The sequence below is a fragment of the Actinomadura fibrosa genome (genome assembly GCF_900659615.1).
GTDB lineage: Bacteria > Actinomycetota > Actinomycetes > Streptosporangiales > Streptosporangiaceae > Spirillospora > Spirillospora fibrosa.
The window spans coordinates 51,061-64,327 of record NZ_CAACUY010000006.1 but is presented as its reverse complement, the minus strand read 5'-3'; the positions used below and the strand labels follow the sequence as shown (position 1 = coordinate 64,327).

Annotated in this window: 15 protein-coding genes; 5 read left to right on the top strand and 10 right to left on the bottom strand. The window is 72.5% G+C overall.

All coding sequences use genetic code 11. From position 1 onward, the window contains the following. Nucleotides 1–9: 9 nt before the first annotated feature. Genes E1300_RS04290 through E1300_RS04275 form a run of 4 tightly spaced genes read right to left on the bottom strand, consistent with a single transcriptional unit; the run spans nucleotide 10 to nucleotide 1,812 of the window. A complete protein-coding gene (locus E1300_RS04290; protein ID WP_165502670.1) occupies nucleotides 10–552 on the bottom strand; it encodes a GNAT family N-acetyltransferase in 543 nt (180 codons plus the stop codon). Nucleotides 553–584: 32 nt separating this feature from the next. Continuing rightward, on the bottom strand, nucleotides 585–1,025 hold the full coding sequence (locus tag E1300_RS04285; RefSeq protein ID WP_131755549.1) for an MvdC/MvdD family ATP grasp protein: 441 nt from the start codon (nucleotides 1,023–1,025) through the stop codon (nucleotides 585–587). Between the two features lie 60 nt (nucleotides 1,026–1,085). Continuing rightward, nucleotides 1,086–1,550 carry an MvdC/MvdD family ATP grasp protein gene (locus E1300_RS04280; protein WP_131755548.1) on the bottom strand — a complete coding sequence of 155 codons (465 nt, stop codon included), beginning with the start codon at nucleotides 1,548–1,550 and terminating at the stop codon, nucleotides 1,086–1,088. Between the two features lie 13 nt (nucleotides 1,551–1,563). Further along, entirely contained in the window at nucleotides 1,564–1,812 is a 249-nt protein-coding gene (locus E1300_RS04275; RefSeq protein WP_131755547.1) for a hypothetical protein, read from the bottom strand. A gap of 220 nt (nucleotides 1,813–2,032) precedes the next feature. Between E1300_RS04275 and E1300_RS04270 the strand changes: the two genes are divergently transcribed. Further along, nucleotides 2,033–3,304, top strand: a complete 1,272-nt coding sequence (locus E1300_RS04270; RefSeq protein WP_207399469.1) for a helix-turn-helix domain-containing protein — start codon at nucleotides 2,033–2,035, stop codon at nucleotides 3,302–3,304. 129 nt (nucleotides 3,305–3,433) lie between these two features. Here the strand turns inward: E1300_RS04270 and E1300_RS04265 are convergent, their stop codons facing one another. The 4 genes from E1300_RS04265 to E1300_RS04250 form a co-directional block, all read right to left on the bottom strand. Continuing rightward, nucleotides 3,434–3,730: a hypothetical protein gene (locus tag E1300_RS04265; RefSeq protein WP_131755545.1), complete on the bottom strand. Its 297-nt coding sequence runs from the start codon at nucleotides 3,728–3,730 to the stop codon at nucleotides 3,434–3,436. 92 nt (nucleotides 3,731–3,822) lie between these two features. Next, nucleotides 3,823–4,326 (bottom strand): NUDIX hydrolase, encoded by a 504-nt coding sequence (locus E1300_RS53310; RefSeq protein WP_207399468.1) that lies wholly within the window; start codon nucleotides 4,324–4,326, stop codon nucleotides 3,823–3,825. Between the two features lie 24 nt (nucleotides 4,327–4,350). Beyond that, on the bottom strand, nucleotides 4,351–5,118 hold the full coding sequence (locus E1300_RS04255; protein WP_131755544.1) for a sulfite exporter TauE/SafE family protein: 768 nt from the start codon (nucleotides 5,116–5,118) through the stop codon (nucleotides 4,351–4,353). 118 nt (nucleotides 5,119–5,236) lie between these two features. Next, nucleotides 5,237–5,782 (bottom strand): GNAT family N-acetyltransferase, encoded by a 546-nt coding sequence (locus tag E1300_RS04250; RefSeq protein ID WP_131755543.1) that lies wholly within the window; start codon nucleotides 5,780–5,782, stop codon nucleotides 5,237–5,239. A gap of 52 nt (nucleotides 5,783–5,834) precedes the next feature. Between E1300_RS04250 and E1300_RS04245 the strand changes: the two genes are divergently transcribed. After that, nucleotides 5,835–6,419 (top strand): TetR/AcrR family transcriptional regulator, encoded by a 585-nt coding sequence (locus tag E1300_RS04245; protein WP_131755542.1) that lies wholly within the window; start codon nucleotides 5,835–5,837, stop codon nucleotides 6,417–6,419. Between the two features lie 78 nt (nucleotides 6,420–6,497). Then, nucleotides 6,498–6,992 carry a MaoC family dehydratase gene (locus E1300_RS04240; protein ID WP_131755541.1) on the top strand — a complete coding sequence of 165 codons (495 nt, stop codon included), beginning with the start codon at nucleotides 6,498–6,500 and terminating at the stop codon, nucleotides 6,990–6,992. 37 nt (nucleotides 6,993–7,029) lie between these two features. On the opposite strand, the gene E1300_RS04235 is transcribed toward E1300_RS04240, so the two are convergent. Continuing rightward, the gene (locus tag E1300_RS04235) at nucleotides 7,030–8,244 is read right to left on the bottom strand and encodes an MFS transporter (RefSeq protein ID WP_131755540.1); all 1,215 of its coding nucleotides are present in this window, start codon (nucleotides 8,242–8,244) and stop codon (nucleotides 7,030–7,032) included. Between the two features lie 79 nt (nucleotides 8,245–8,323). Between E1300_RS04235 and E1300_RS04230 the strand changes: the two genes are divergently transcribed. Together E1300_RS04230 and E1300_RS04225 are read left to right on the top strand one after the other, a co-directional pair. Further along, nucleotides 8,324–9,193, top strand: a complete 870-nt coding sequence (locus E1300_RS04230) for a LysR family transcriptional regulator (RefSeq protein ID WP_131755539.1) — start codon at nucleotides 8,324–8,326, stop codon at nucleotides 9,191–9,193. A gap of 123 nt (nucleotides 9,194–9,316) precedes the next feature. Continuing rightward, the gene (locus E1300_RS04225) at nucleotides 9,317–10,852 is read left to right on the top strand and encodes a serine/threonine-protein kinase (RefSeq protein ID WP_165502669.1); all 1,536 of its coding nucleotides are present in this window, start codon (nucleotides 9,317–9,319) and stop codon (nucleotides 10,850–10,852) included. Nucleotides 10,853–10,856: 4 nt separating this feature from the next. Here the strand turns inward: E1300_RS04225 and pcrA are convergent, their stop codons facing one another. Next, nucleotides 10,857–13,118 carry a DNA helicase PcrA gene (pcrA, locus tag E1300_RS04220; RefSeq protein ID WP_207399467.1) on the bottom strand — a complete coding sequence of 754 codons (2,262 nt, stop codon included), beginning with the start codon at nucleotides 13,116–13,118 and terminating at the stop codon, nucleotides 10,857–10,859. Nucleotides 13,119–13,267: the final 149 nt, after the last annotated feature.

The following is a 13,267-nucleotide window of genomic DNA, read 5'->3' as shown; positions in this document are numbered from 1 at the left end:
GATCTAGCGCTAGACCGCGACCTGCTGCTTCGACTCGATCCGGTAGGCGACCCGGCCCGACTTCTCCCAGACCTGCTTCCCGCCGACGCTCTCGGCGAGCTTGCGGGGCGCGAGGGCGACCGTCCGGATGACGACGACCGGGGTGGTGATGCCGTGCGCGGCCGCGATGGGCAGGGCGGCGGCCAAGAGCTGGGTGCCGAGGCCCTGGCGGCGGCGGCTGGGGCGGATCGAGAGCCACAACTGGCCGCCGCGGTCGTAGTTGGCGGCGACGAGGTCGTGCCGGACGGTCAGACGCCCGACGAAGGACGGCGGTTGGCCCTCACTGGTCTCGCACCACCACAGCTCGGTCCCCGCGACGCCGATCCTGATGCCGTCGCGGGGGAACGTCCCGGCCGCCATGCCCTCGACGTAGCTGCGCAGCGTGCCTTCGGTCAGGTCGGCGAGGGTGAGGCCGTCGGCGTCGGGACGGCCGTCGTGCTCGGCGTACTCGGCCTGCGCAGCGAGGAAGGTGGCGCGCAGCTTCAGCGATGGAGGGAAGAAGTAGAGGCCCATGGGTCCCACTGTGTCAGCGTCGGCACGGTCCGTCACGGCGAACCGATCGAGCATCCGGCCGAGCCCTGGTTGAGTGGGGTCAGGAGCCGGTCGGCGATCGCCGCGGTGATGCGCAGGCCGGACTGGATCTCCACCATCCCGTACATGCCGGATGGATTGCACTCCAGGAAGCTCCACGGACGACCGGGGCCGGGGTCGATGAAGTCGAAGGCCCCGTACTCCAGGCCGTAGGCACGCAGGAACGCGTGCACGCCGGTGGCGATGGCGGGCGGGATTTCGGTCGCGGTGAAGGTCAGGCGGTCCTGGACGGGCCGCCAGTCGAGCAGGTCGGTGCCGGTGATGCGGACGGCGAACAGGTGCGGGCCGACGGCGGTGAGACGGATGCTGGTGCCCCGCACGATCGGCTGGAAGGTGGAGGCGGCGGCCAGTTCGGCGGGTAGCGCGGCGGCGTCGGTAGCGCTCGCGGTGACCATTGATTCAGGGTCGGCGCCCTGGGCGTGGAAGGCCTTGTAGAGGATGGCGCGGCCGTACGCTCAGGCAGGGACGGGGGCGCCGCTGGTGGTGATGAGGGTGTCGGGGACTTCGAGCCCGCAGCGGCGGGCGGTGACGAGCTGCCCCGCCTTGTCGCCTGCGGTGGCGATCGCGGCGGGGTGGCTGATCCAGCGGGCGGGCAGCGTGCGCAGGATGCCGCGCAGCGCCAGGAGGTCCTCGCGGGCGGCCCAGGCGCGGGCGGCCGGGTCGGTAATGGCGGGGTGCCCGGTGGGCAGGCCGGGCCAGCGCCACAGCACCGAGGTCACCTCCTCCAGGCGGGCAGCGCGGTGCTCATCGCCGACGTGGCCGCGCCACCGGTCGCCGTCCAGGCGGGCGTCGATCCGGATGGGTCCAGCGCCGGGGTCCAGGCGGACGACGGTCGCCTCGCGCTGCTGGAGCTCGTGGACGATGAGGTCGACGGTGTGGTCGGTGGTGTCGGTGAGGATGAGCACCGTGCCGCGGTTCATCTGGCCCTCCGAGTCAGCCGTTGTCGTCGGTCTTGTTGTCCCGATCGGTGGTGCCCCAGGTGACCGAGTAGGCGCGCAGCAGGCCGGGCTGAGCGGCGAGCGGACTGCCACCGGCCAGGGTCTGCTGCCGACGCGGGCAGTAGGTCAGGTCCGGTGGCGTCTGGGTGACCGCGGCGGACAGCCGCTGGGCGAAACGGAGCCCGTAGGGGCGCAGCGCCGGCGGCTGGGTGATCGTCGCCGTGGTGGCGGGAGTGGGGAGCATGTCGGTTCCTTCCGAGGGTGGACGCCCGGGGCGGCGCCGCTCGGTGTTCAGTGGAACGCGCCGGGCCGCGGTTCGGCGGGTGGTGTGCAGGACGTGCGCGCGTGTGCAGGATCTGCACGCGGGTCTGGGCACCCGCTGGTTGATCTCGTAGCGTGGTGGGGTCTGGACTCCCGGTAGCTCCGGAGACGTGATGACGGACCCGTGGTGGCACGGTGCTGTGGTGAGGTCGCTGATCGACGCCGGGAACGTGGGTGAGGTGATCCGTCTCGCACGGGAGCGACGCGGTTGGCGGCAGGCCGACCTAGGCCGAGCCGCGTGCTACTCGGCCGCCACCATCAGCCGGTTGGAGCAGGGCAAGACCGGTCTGCACGTGGCGAAGATCCGGGCGGTCGCCGAGGCCATCGAGATGCCGCCTGCACTCCTGGCCGCCGCGTTGCTCGGCGTCAGCCCGCGGCCGAAGGTTACGGTGGACACCACAGTGGCTCCGGTGGTCCAGGAGGATCCGATGCGCCGACGTTCGTTGCTCGCCGCCGGGCTGGCCGCCGTGCCGGTGGCGGCACTGACCCGTCTAGACGACGCGCTGGCGCTGACCCCGGACGCGGCCGGACCCATCACACGCGAGCAACTCGCCACTCGCCTGCGCCGCTTCCGGACCCTGTTCGACAGCGGGGCGCTGCGCGAGCTGGTGACCGGGCTGCCTGCGCTGCTGGCCGACGCCCACCAGGCCGCCGGCGACGCGCCCGACGAGCCGGACACCTGGGTGCTGGTCGCGGGCGTGTACGACTTGGCGGCCGACGCGCTCAACAAGGTCGGCGCCCGGGAGCAGTCCCGCATCACCGCCGACCGGGCGGTGCTGTACGCCGAGCGTTCCGAGGACCCCGTCGCTCAGGCGGCGGCGGCCAGATCGCTGGGGATCGTGCTGCGCCATGAGGGCCGCCAGGTGGTCGCGCAGCACGTCACCCTGCGGGCCGTGGAACAGCTGGAGCGCACCGGCCTGACCACCCCGGCACAGGCGGCCGCTTACGCTCAAACGCTCTGCACAACCGGGTACAACGCGGCCCTGGCCAACCGGCGCGCGGACGCGCTGGAGATGATGGCCGAGGCCCGCAAAGCCGCCACGCGGCTACCGGCACGGATGCCCGCCGCGCCGACCCCGGACGCGCCGTTTCGCATCACCCCCGCCCAAATCGAGCTGTACCGCGTCGGGGTGTACTGGGGCCTGGGCGACGCCGGCGCCGCGATCGCCGCCGGTGAGCGGCTGCGGCCCGAGCAATTCGACACCGTTGAGCGGCGCGCGCGGCTGCACACCGACATGGCCCGCGCCTTGGTCCAGCGGGGCTGGGCCGAGCAGGCGATCGCGCGGCTGCTGGAAGCCCATCAGCAGGCGCCCAGTGAGGTCCGGGACCGGACCTCGATCCGCAACGTGGCCGTTCAACTCGTGCAGCAGCATCGGCGGGTGCCTGGGGCGCGGGAGCTGGCCGCCGTCCTGTAGTACCGGGGCTGGCCGTGGTGTCGGCTTACAGCGCCCCGGCCGCCGGTCACCGCGACATCGTCAGGCCCGGCCCGTCTGATCTGCACGCCCCATCCTGCAAGCCGCCTCGTTCGGACGACGACTCCTGCATCAGGTCTCGCGCGGAAACGACTCGCCGCTCTGCACGGTGTCGTCGAGCTCGTCCTCCGGAGGGACGTTCGGGGCAGGCCGTCCTTCCGTACGCCCGAACTCCGCCCCCGCCGTTCCGCCGCTGCCGCCGCTCACGCCGGTGCCGCCCACGATTCCGGCCGTGTCCGCGTCGGCCTCCTCGCGGGAGATCTTCCGGGACGCCCGGATGCCGGGACGGCGGTTCCGGAACCGCGGATCATCGGGATGCTCGGCGAGTTCCTCGGCGAGCTCGCGCGCGTGCTTGTCGTCTCTGTCCATGGCCGCTGCCCTACCCGAGCTTGATCGGACTATCCAGAACGGCGCCTGGCCGTCGGATTCGTCCTCGGACGAGTTGCGCGAGGCCCTGGTTCTCACCGCGCCGAACTGAGGTCCGCGAGGTAGGCGTCCAAGGGGTGCAGGCGCTCCGGTGGGGGCTCTCGCCGGTTCCACCATCGGATGGCCGCGATCTCGTCGTTGGGCCGGAACGATCGCGAGACGTCCTCGGCGTGGCCGGTGAACAGGGCACCGTGCTCGGTGCGCTGGTCAGGCGCCAGGGTGAAGCGCGCGAAACCGACGAAGCGGAGCCGTCCGGCGGGTGCGTGACCGGTCTCCTCCACCAGCTCGCGCGCCGCCGCCTGACGAGGCGTCTCACCCGGGTCGATCACTCCGCCCGGTAGCTCCCAGCACTGCCGGAAGCGGTTGAAGACCAGCAGCAGGCGGTCACCGTTCCACATGGCCGCCAGCGCGACGCCCATGGGCGCGTCACCGGGGGGCTCGTCCTCCGCTCCCGGGGCGAAGGAGACCAGGGCATTGCCGCGATCGTCGAGGGCGAGCGGCGGAGGATGGGGAGTCACCCCGACGTCGTTCCCGGTCACGCTCGGGCGGAAGCTCCTCACCAGTTACGTGAACTGTTCGTAGCCGAGCTTCAGGACGAGGGCGGTGACGACGCAGAGGAGGACGGCGCGGACGAAGCCGGCGCCGCGGCTGATCGCCATCCGGGCGCCGAGCTGCGCGCCGACGATGTTGCAGGCGGCCATGGCGAGGCCGATGGCCCACAGGACGTGGCCCTGCGCGGCGAAGACGAGGAGCGCGCCCAGGTTGGTACCGGTGTTGATGATCTTCGAGGTCGCGGACGCGTCGACGAAGTCCATGCCGAGCAGGGTCGTGAACGCGATGACGAGGAACGTTCCAGTTCCGGGCCCGACGAGGCCGTCGTAGAAGGCGATGCCGACGCCCGGGACGAGGACGGCGAGCGCGAGGCGGCGGCGGGTCCGCAGCACCATCGCGGGGACGCGGCCGAGGTCCGGCTTGAGCACCACAATCGCGGCGACCGCGAGCAGCACGACCATGATGACGGGTTTCAGCACGTCCGAGGAGATCGCGGCGGCGCACAGCGCTCCGACGGCGGCGAAGCACACCGCGAGGCCGGCGGCGGGCAGGGCGACGCGCAGGTCCGGCTTGGCCTTGCGCAGGTAGGCGTAGGCGGCGGACGAGGTGCCCGCGATCGAGCCGAGCTTGTTGGTGGCGAGCGCCGTCGCCACGGGCTGGCCGGGGTTGAGCAGCAGCAGCGCCGGGAGCTGGATCAGCCCGCCACCGCCGACGACCGCGTCGACCCAGCCCGCGGAGATCGCGGCCAGCAGGAGCAGGACGACTTGCTCGGCATGCACGGGCGCCCCCGGGGAGTAAGGGATAAAACAAGATCACCCCTTAACCTACCGACCGGCCGCAACCCGTTTACCAGGCCGCCCGCCCTAAGCGGCTCCCGGAGGCCGCGCCCGGGGTGGCTCAGGCGGCATTCCATTCGGAGGCGAGGAGGGCCCAGATCTGCTCGTCGCGGCGCTCGCCGTCCAGCAGGAAGGACTCGCGGAGGGTGCCTTCGAGGGTCATCCCGAGGCGCTTCGCCACGGCGACGCTGGGCGCGTTGCGGGGGTCGCAGCGCCACTCGACCCGGTGCATCCCCCGCGGACCGAACGCCCAGGCCGCCATGTGGCGGGCCGCGGTGGTGACGAGGCCGCGGCCGCGGGCGGCGGACGAGAGCCACACGCCGATCTCGCACACGCCCATCGCCGGGTCGAAGACGCGGAAGACGGTCCCGCCCTCCAGGACGCCGTCCACCCAGATGCCGTAGAGGCGGCCCGTGTCGGCCGCCGCGCGGTCGGCGTAGGTCTGGAGGAAGCCGCGGGCGCTCGGCTCGTCCACGACGAAACCGGCCCACGGGATGTATCTGGCGATGTCGGATCGGACGCGGTCGGCGTGCGCGGCGAACTCCGCGGCCTGCCACGGTTCCAGCGGCCTGAGCTCGGCGTTCTCGGCGAGCGGCAGTGCGAACATGGGGGGGCTCCTCGAAATACGTACCGAACGTTTGTTATGTACTATAGCGGCCATGCCCGCACGCGGTGATCACGATGCCCGGCGCCGGGACGTCTCCGCGGCGGTGTGGCGGGTCCTCGCCGACCGCGGCTTCGGCGGCCTGACGCTGCGCGCGGTCGCGGCGGCGATGGACGCGTCCACCGGCCTGCTCACGCACTACTTCCCGAGCAAGAAGGCCCTGGTCGCCTACGCCCTCGACGTCGCCGACGAGCGCACCGCGAACCGCCCGCTCCGCGACGCCCCCGCGCCCGGCCTGCCCGCCCTCCGCGCCGCGCTCCTCGACGTCCTGCCCCTCACCCCGGACGCGGTGGACATGAACCGCGTCTGGGTCGGCTCCTGGGACGGTTCGCTCGCCGATCCCCAGCTCCGCGACCGGCAGCGGGTGCGGTACGCGAAGTGGCGCGACCGGCTCCGCCCGCACGTCGAGGCCGCGGTCCGGCTGGGCGAGCTGCCCGGCACCGACCCGGACGGCCTGGTCGCCACCGCCGCCGCCTTCACCCACGGCCTCGTCGTCCACGCCCTGTTCGACCCGGACGCCTACCCGCCCAACCGCCAGATCGAGCTCCTCGACGCCTTTCTGACATCCCTGTCCCACTGAACTGCGACGACGGCGCGCCCGTCCCCGCGCGCCGCCCTCGCCCGTGCTCGGGCAAGGCCGCCGCGTCATGCTGTCCCCATGACGACGATCACCCGCGCCCTCGGCGGCGACTTCGCCGCCCCCATCGACGACCGCTACTTCGAGGACTACGCCGAGGGCGCCACCTACGAGTACGGCCACGTCAAGGTGTCCGAGCAGGAGATCCTGGAGTTCGCGCACCGGTTCGACCCGCAGCCGATCCACATCGACCCGGACTATGCGAACGCGGGACCGTTCGGCGGGTTGATCGCCAGCGGCTGGCACACCGGCTCGGTCATGATGCGGCTGTTCGCCGACCACGTCCTGTCCCGGGTGGCGAGCCTCGCGTCCCCCGGCGTGGACGAGCTGCGCTGGCCCGCGCCCGTCCGTCCCGGCGACGAGCTGCGCCTGCGCGTGGCCGTCCTTGAGGCCCGCCCGTCCCGCTCCAAGCCCGACCGCGGCATCGTCCGCACCCGAGCCGAACTCCTCAACCAGGACGACCAGGTCGTCCTGCACACCCTCCCCATGAACCTCCTACGCCGCCGCCCCACCTGATCACCGGAAGCGCTCGGCCCGGCGGCGGAGGACGAGGTCAACGGACTGCGGCGCCGGGACCGGGCGCCATGGCGTCGTCCGAGGTGGGGCGGGTGGGCTTTCGGGCGGGGGTCAGGGTGAAGAGCAGGGAGGCCGTCGTCAGCGCGACGCCGAACCAGACGACACTCGGGACGCCCGCGTGGTCGGCGAACAGGCCGCCGAACAGGGCGCCGAGGGCGATGGACGTGTTGTAGGCCATCGTGTTCAGCGACATCGCGGCCTCGAACGTGTCGGGCGCGGCGGCCTGGGTCAGGTTGACCTGGCAGAGCTGCACGACGCCGAAGGAGATCCCCCACAGGACCAGTGCGACGACCGCGCTGGCGCGTCCGTCCCCGATGGTGATCAGGAGCAGCAGGGACGCGACGAGCCCCGCGCAGCCGATAGCGAAGCCGGCCCTCGGGTTCCTGCTCACGGCGTAGCCGGCGGCGAAGTTCCCGGCCGCGCCGCCGAGGCCGTAGAGCATGAGCACCGCGGTGACGAAGCCGGACGAGGCGGACGCGTGGTCCTCCAGGTAGGGCCGGACGAACGTGTAGGCGCCGAAGTGGCCGAGGACGAAGAGGACGACGGTGATCAGCACCGTGCGCAGCGGCGCGTTCCTGAGCGGCAGCCCGAAGACGTCGCGGACCGGGACCGCGTTCGCCGACGGCAGCGACGGGACCAGGGCGGCGACCGCGAGGAACACCAGGAGGCTTAGGGCGGACCAGATGAGGAAGGTGGTCCGCCAGCCGGTGAGGTCTTCGACGGCCGTCCCGAGCGGGATCCCGACCACGGCGGCGATCGAGATGCCGGACATCACGACCGCCGCGGCCCTGCTCGCGTGCCGTTCGGGCACCAAGCGCATCGCCATGCTGACGCCGATGGCCCAGAAGACGCCGCTGGCGAAGCCCATGACGAGCCGCGTGGTCAGGACCAGCGGGTAGTTCAGTGCGACGGCCGTGACGAGGTTGCCCAGCGTCAGGACCGCCAGCAGCGCGGACAGCAGGACGCGCCGGTCGACGCGTCTCGTCCAGGCCACGATGAACGGCACGCCGAGCCCGGCCGACACGCCGTACAGGGTGACCATCAGGCCGGCGACGCCCACGGAGATGTCCAGGCTCGAACTGATGGGGGTGAGCAGGCCGACGGGCATCAGCTCGGTCGTGAGGAAAACGAAGAGGCTGGCTGTGATCGCGGAAACGCCCAGCCACGCCCTGAGAAGGCCGTGGTTCGTCATGGATGCAGTCTCACGCCGGAGCGATCGATGAGTCCAACACATGTTTGTCATCCGATCGATCTGCATCCACGATGGATGCATGGAGCTCCAGCAGATGCGCTACGTGGTCGCCGTCGCCGAGACGAGCAGCTTCACCCGCGCCGCCGAACGCTGCCAGGTCGTCCAGTCCGCGCTGAGCCATCAGGTCGCGCGCCTCGAACGGGAGCTCGGGGCGAGGCTGTTCGAGCGCACCAGCCGCCGGGTGCGGCTGACGCCCGCCGGGGAGGCGTTCCTGCCCGCGGCCCGGCAGGCGCTCGACGCCGCGGAACGCGCTCGCGCCGAGGTGGCGGCGGCCTCCGGGGAGCTGCGCGGCCGGCTCGCCATCGGCACCATCCCGACCGTGACGGCGGTCGATCTGCCGAGCGCGCTGAAGGGCTTCCACGTGCGCCATCCGCAGGTGCGGATCACGCTGCGGGTCGGGGCGAGCGACGAGCTGGCCGAGCAGGTCCGGCAAGGTTCCCTGGACGTCGCGTTCCTCGGGCTGCCGCCGAGCGTGCGGCCGAAAGGCGTCTCCGGGCGGGTCCTCGCGCGCGGCGAGCTGGTCGCGGCAGTGGAGCCGGGCCACCCACTGGCCGGGGAGGCGGACGTGGACCTGCGGCGGCTGTCGGCCGAGGTGTTCGTGGACTATCCCGCCGGGACGGCCGCGCGCGTCCAGTCGGACGAGGCGTTCGCCGCCGCGGGCCTCACCCGGGAGGTCGCCTACGAGGTGACGAACGCGGACCTGCTGGCGCGGCTCGTCCGGCTCGGCCTGGGCGTCGGCATGCTGCCCGCCGCCTTCGCGCCCGAGGTGCCCGGCGTGCACGTCATCGAGCTCCGCGATCCCCCGACCCGCGTGGAGCACATGATCTGGAGCCGCTCGCGGCCCTCCCCGCCCGCCACCGCGTTCCTCGACGCCCTGGAAGCCGAGTGACCTGAGGCGCTGCAGCGCCGTCGGGGGCGGCGGTCCGGTGCCGGTCGCATGGTGGATCTTCCGTACCCGCTTGGCGATGATGGTGTCGGCCAACATGCGCGGACGACCCGACGCGGAGGCGGCATGGCGGCATCGTTGCGCGGTGGTGACCCCGAACGGCTCGGCCCCTACCGGCTCACCGGCCTGCTCGGCGAGGGCGGGCAGGGCACGGTCTACCTGGCGGAGGCACCGGACGGCCGCCGGGTGGCGGTGAAGGTCCTGCACGCCCGGTTCGCCGAGGACGAGGCCACGCTCGACCGCTTCACGCAGGAGATCACCGCGGCGCGGCGGGTCGCCGGGTTCTGCACGGCGGCCGTGCTGGACGTCTCCACCGACGGGCCCGCCCCCTACATCGTCAGCGAGTACGTCGACGGCGAGCCGCTCAGCACCGTCGTCGCGCGGGACGGCCCGCGGACCGGGGGCACGCTGGAGCGGCTGGCCGTCGGGACCGCGACCGCCCTCGCGGCGATCCACCGGGCGGGCGTCGTGCACCGGGACTTCAAGCCGAGCAACGTGCTGATCGGCCCGGACGGCCCACGGGTGATCGACTTCGGGCTCGCACGGCCGCTGGACACGCTGACCACGGTGTCGCGCGGGCCGGTCGGCACGCCCGCCTACATGTCGCCCGAGCAGATCTCCGGCGGCCCGGTCGGCGAGCCGTCCGACGTCTTCTCGTGGGGCGTCACGATGGTGTTCGCCGCGACGGGGCGTCCGGCGTTCGGCGCGGACACCGTCCCCGCGGTGATGAACCGCATCCTGCACGAGCCTCCCGAGCTGGCGGGGATGGCGCGGGCGCCCGGTCCGCTGCACGATCTGGTGACGGCGGCGCTGGACAAGCGGCCGGAGCGCAGGCCGTCCAGCACGGACCTGGTGCTCGGGCTGCTCGGCCGCGAGAGCGCGGGCGGACGGCCGGAGGAGGCGCTGCACCAGGGCGCCAGGCAGGCGACGATGCTGCCGCGGCGGCCCGAGCCCCGCCCTGAGCCCCGCCCCGAGCCCGCCGGTGCGCGCAGGCGCCGGGCGTGGTGGATCGCGGGCGCGGGCGCCGCCGTCGTGCTGGCCGCCGCGGCGGCGACGGCCCTGTTCCTGCATCCGGCGGGTCACGGGACGCGGCACGTGACCGCGGCGAACGCGCCCCAGCAGAGTTCCGCCGCCGTGCCGTCGGTGCCGCCGGAGTCACCGTCGCCCGAGGCGAGCCCGTCCCCGACGATCTCCGCCGAGCGCACTCCGTCCCCGGCTCCGGCCTCCACGTCCGCCCGCGCGCCGCGGAAGTCGACGACGGCGCCCGAACCCGCCGCGCCGGAGAAGGACGAGCGCGCCGGGGACGTCCCCGAGTACATCACCCCGTCGAACGGGCAGCGCGTCGACGCCGACGGCGACTACCGGGTCGAGGTCACGCCCGTGCGGGGCTCGTCCGGCTACCTGTTCGGGTTCTTCCAGGACGGTTCCATGGTCTGGGAGAACTACCGGGACGAGAAGCGGCTGTCCGGACCCGAGTACGTGATCGCGAAGGGCACCGCCGCGCACGCCCGCTTCCACAAGGGCAGCGTGGACGTGTGGGCCCGCGCCTACGTCGGCGGGAAGTGGACGGACGCGGCCGTCATCACGATCAGGCTCGTGTGATCGTTCAGAGCTTCTCGACTGGGGCGTAGCGGAGGACGAGGCGCTTGACGCCGTACTCGCCGCCGAAGTCGACGCTGGCGGCGGCCTTGTCGCCCGCGCCGTCGACGGAGACGACGGTGCCGAGGCCGAACGAGTCGTGCGTGACCTTGTCGCCCGGCGACAGGGATGGGACGTCACGGTTGCCCGGCGAGCGGACGCCCGGGCGGGCCGCCATCCGCGACATCGCCGAGGTGGACGCGGACGAGGCCTCGCGCTCCCAGTCGATCAGCGTCGACGGGACCTCGCCGAGGAACCGGGACGGCGGGTTGACCTGCGGGGCGCCCCACGAGCTGCGCATCGTGGCGCGGGAGAGGTAGAGGCGCTGCCGGGCGCGGGTGATGCCGACGTAGGCGAGGCGGCGCTCCTCTTCGAGCTCCTTGGGGTTGCTCATGGCGCGCAGGTGCGGGAAGACGCCGTCCTCCATGCCGGTGAGGAAGACGACGGGGAACTCCAGGCCCTTCGCGGTGTGCAGGGTCATCAGCGTGACGACGCCCTGCTCGGTCTGCTCGGGCTGCTCGCCGGGCGGCACCGGGTTGCCCTTGGCGCCGCCGGGGATGGAGTCGGCGTCGGCGACGAGCGCGACCTGTTCGAGGAAGTCGGGCAGGCGCCCCTCGGCGGACTCGCCGTCGAGGCGCTCCTCGAACTCGCGGGCCACGGCCTCAAGCTCGTGGAGGTTCTCGATGCGGGTCTCGTCCTGCGGGTCCTTGGAGGCCTGGAGCTCGGCGAGGTAGCCGCTCTTGACGAGGATCTGCTCGACCAGCTCGGCCGGGGTCGCGGACTCGGCGGCGGCGCGCAGCTCGTCCAGCAGGGCGACGAACTCGCGGACGGCGTTGGTGGAGCGGGTCGCCATGCCGGGGACGTCCTCGGGCGCGCGGAGCGCCTGCCAGAACGAGACGCGCTCGCGGGACGCGTGGGCCTCGACGCACGCCTCGGCGCGGTCGCCGATGCCGCGCTTAGGGACGTTGAGGATGCGGCGCAGGGAGACGGTGTCCTCGGGGTTGGCGAGAACGCGCAGGTAGGCGAGGAGGTCGCGGATCTCCTTGCGCTCGTAGAAGCGGACGCCGCCGACGACCTTGTAGGGCAGGCCGACGCGAATGAACACCTCTTCGAAGACACGGGACTGCGCGTTGGTGCGGTAGAAGACGGCGACGTCGCCGGGACGGGCGTCGCCGGCGTCGGAGAGCTTGTCGACCTCGGACGCGACGAAGGCGGCCTCGTCGTGCTCGTTGTCGGCCACATAGCCGGTGATCTTGTGGCCCTCGCCCTGGTCGGACCAGAGCTTCTTGGGCTTGCGGTCGGCGTTGCGCTCGATGACGGCGTTGGCCGCGGACAGGATCGTCTGCGTCGAGCGGTAGTTCTGCTCCAGCAGGATCGTGGTGGCGTTCGGGTAGTCGCGCTCGAACTCCAGGATGTTGCGGATCGTCGCGCCGCGGAACGCGTAGATCGACTGGTCGGCGTCACCGACGACGCACAGCTCGGCGGCCCCCACACCCTCCACGGGAGCGGTCAGCTCGCGCACCAGCTCGTACTGCGCGTGGTTGGTGTCCTGGTACTCGTCGACGAGGACGTGCCGGAACCTGCGCCGGTAGTGCTCCGCCGCCTCGGGGAAGACCTGGAGCAGGTTGACCGTCATCATGATCAGGTCGTCGAAGTCCATCGCGCCGGCCTGCTGGAGCCGCGCCTGGTACATCTCGTACGCCTCGGCGAGCGTCTGCTCCATGTGCGTGGACGCGCGGTTCTTGAACGTCTCGTAGTCGATCAGCTCGTTCTTCAGGTTCGAGACCTGGGCGCTGAACGACTTCGGCGGGTACCGCTTGGGGTCGAGGTCGAGCTCGCGGCAGACGAGCGCCATGAGGCGCTGCGCGTCGGCCTGGTCGTAGATCGAGAAGCTCGTCGGGAAGCCCAGCCGCTTGGCCTCGCGGCGCAGGATCCGCACGCAGGCGGAGTGGAACGTCATCACCCACATGGCGCGCGAGCGCGGGCCGACGAGGGCGTCCACGCGCTCCTTCATCTCCGCGGCGGCCTTGTTCGTGAACGTGATCGCCAGGATCTGGCCGGGGTGCACGTCCCGCTCGCCCAGCAGGTGGGCGATGCGGTGGGTGAGCACGCGGGTCTTGCCCGAGCCGGCGCCCGCGACGATGAGCAGGGGGCCGCCGGAGTGCACGACGGCGGCCCGCTGCTGCGGGTTCAGGCCGTCGAGCAAGGGGTGAGCTTCGGTCTTCGACATCACGTGCGAGTGTACGGCTCCGCCCGGACGTTTTCGGCGCGCTCGCCGCTACACGCCGGTCACCGGACGGCCGCCCGCGGTCACCCGGACGGCCGCCTCCGGTCATCCGGGCGGCCGCCTGCGGTCACACGGCGTCCGCTCATGGTCAC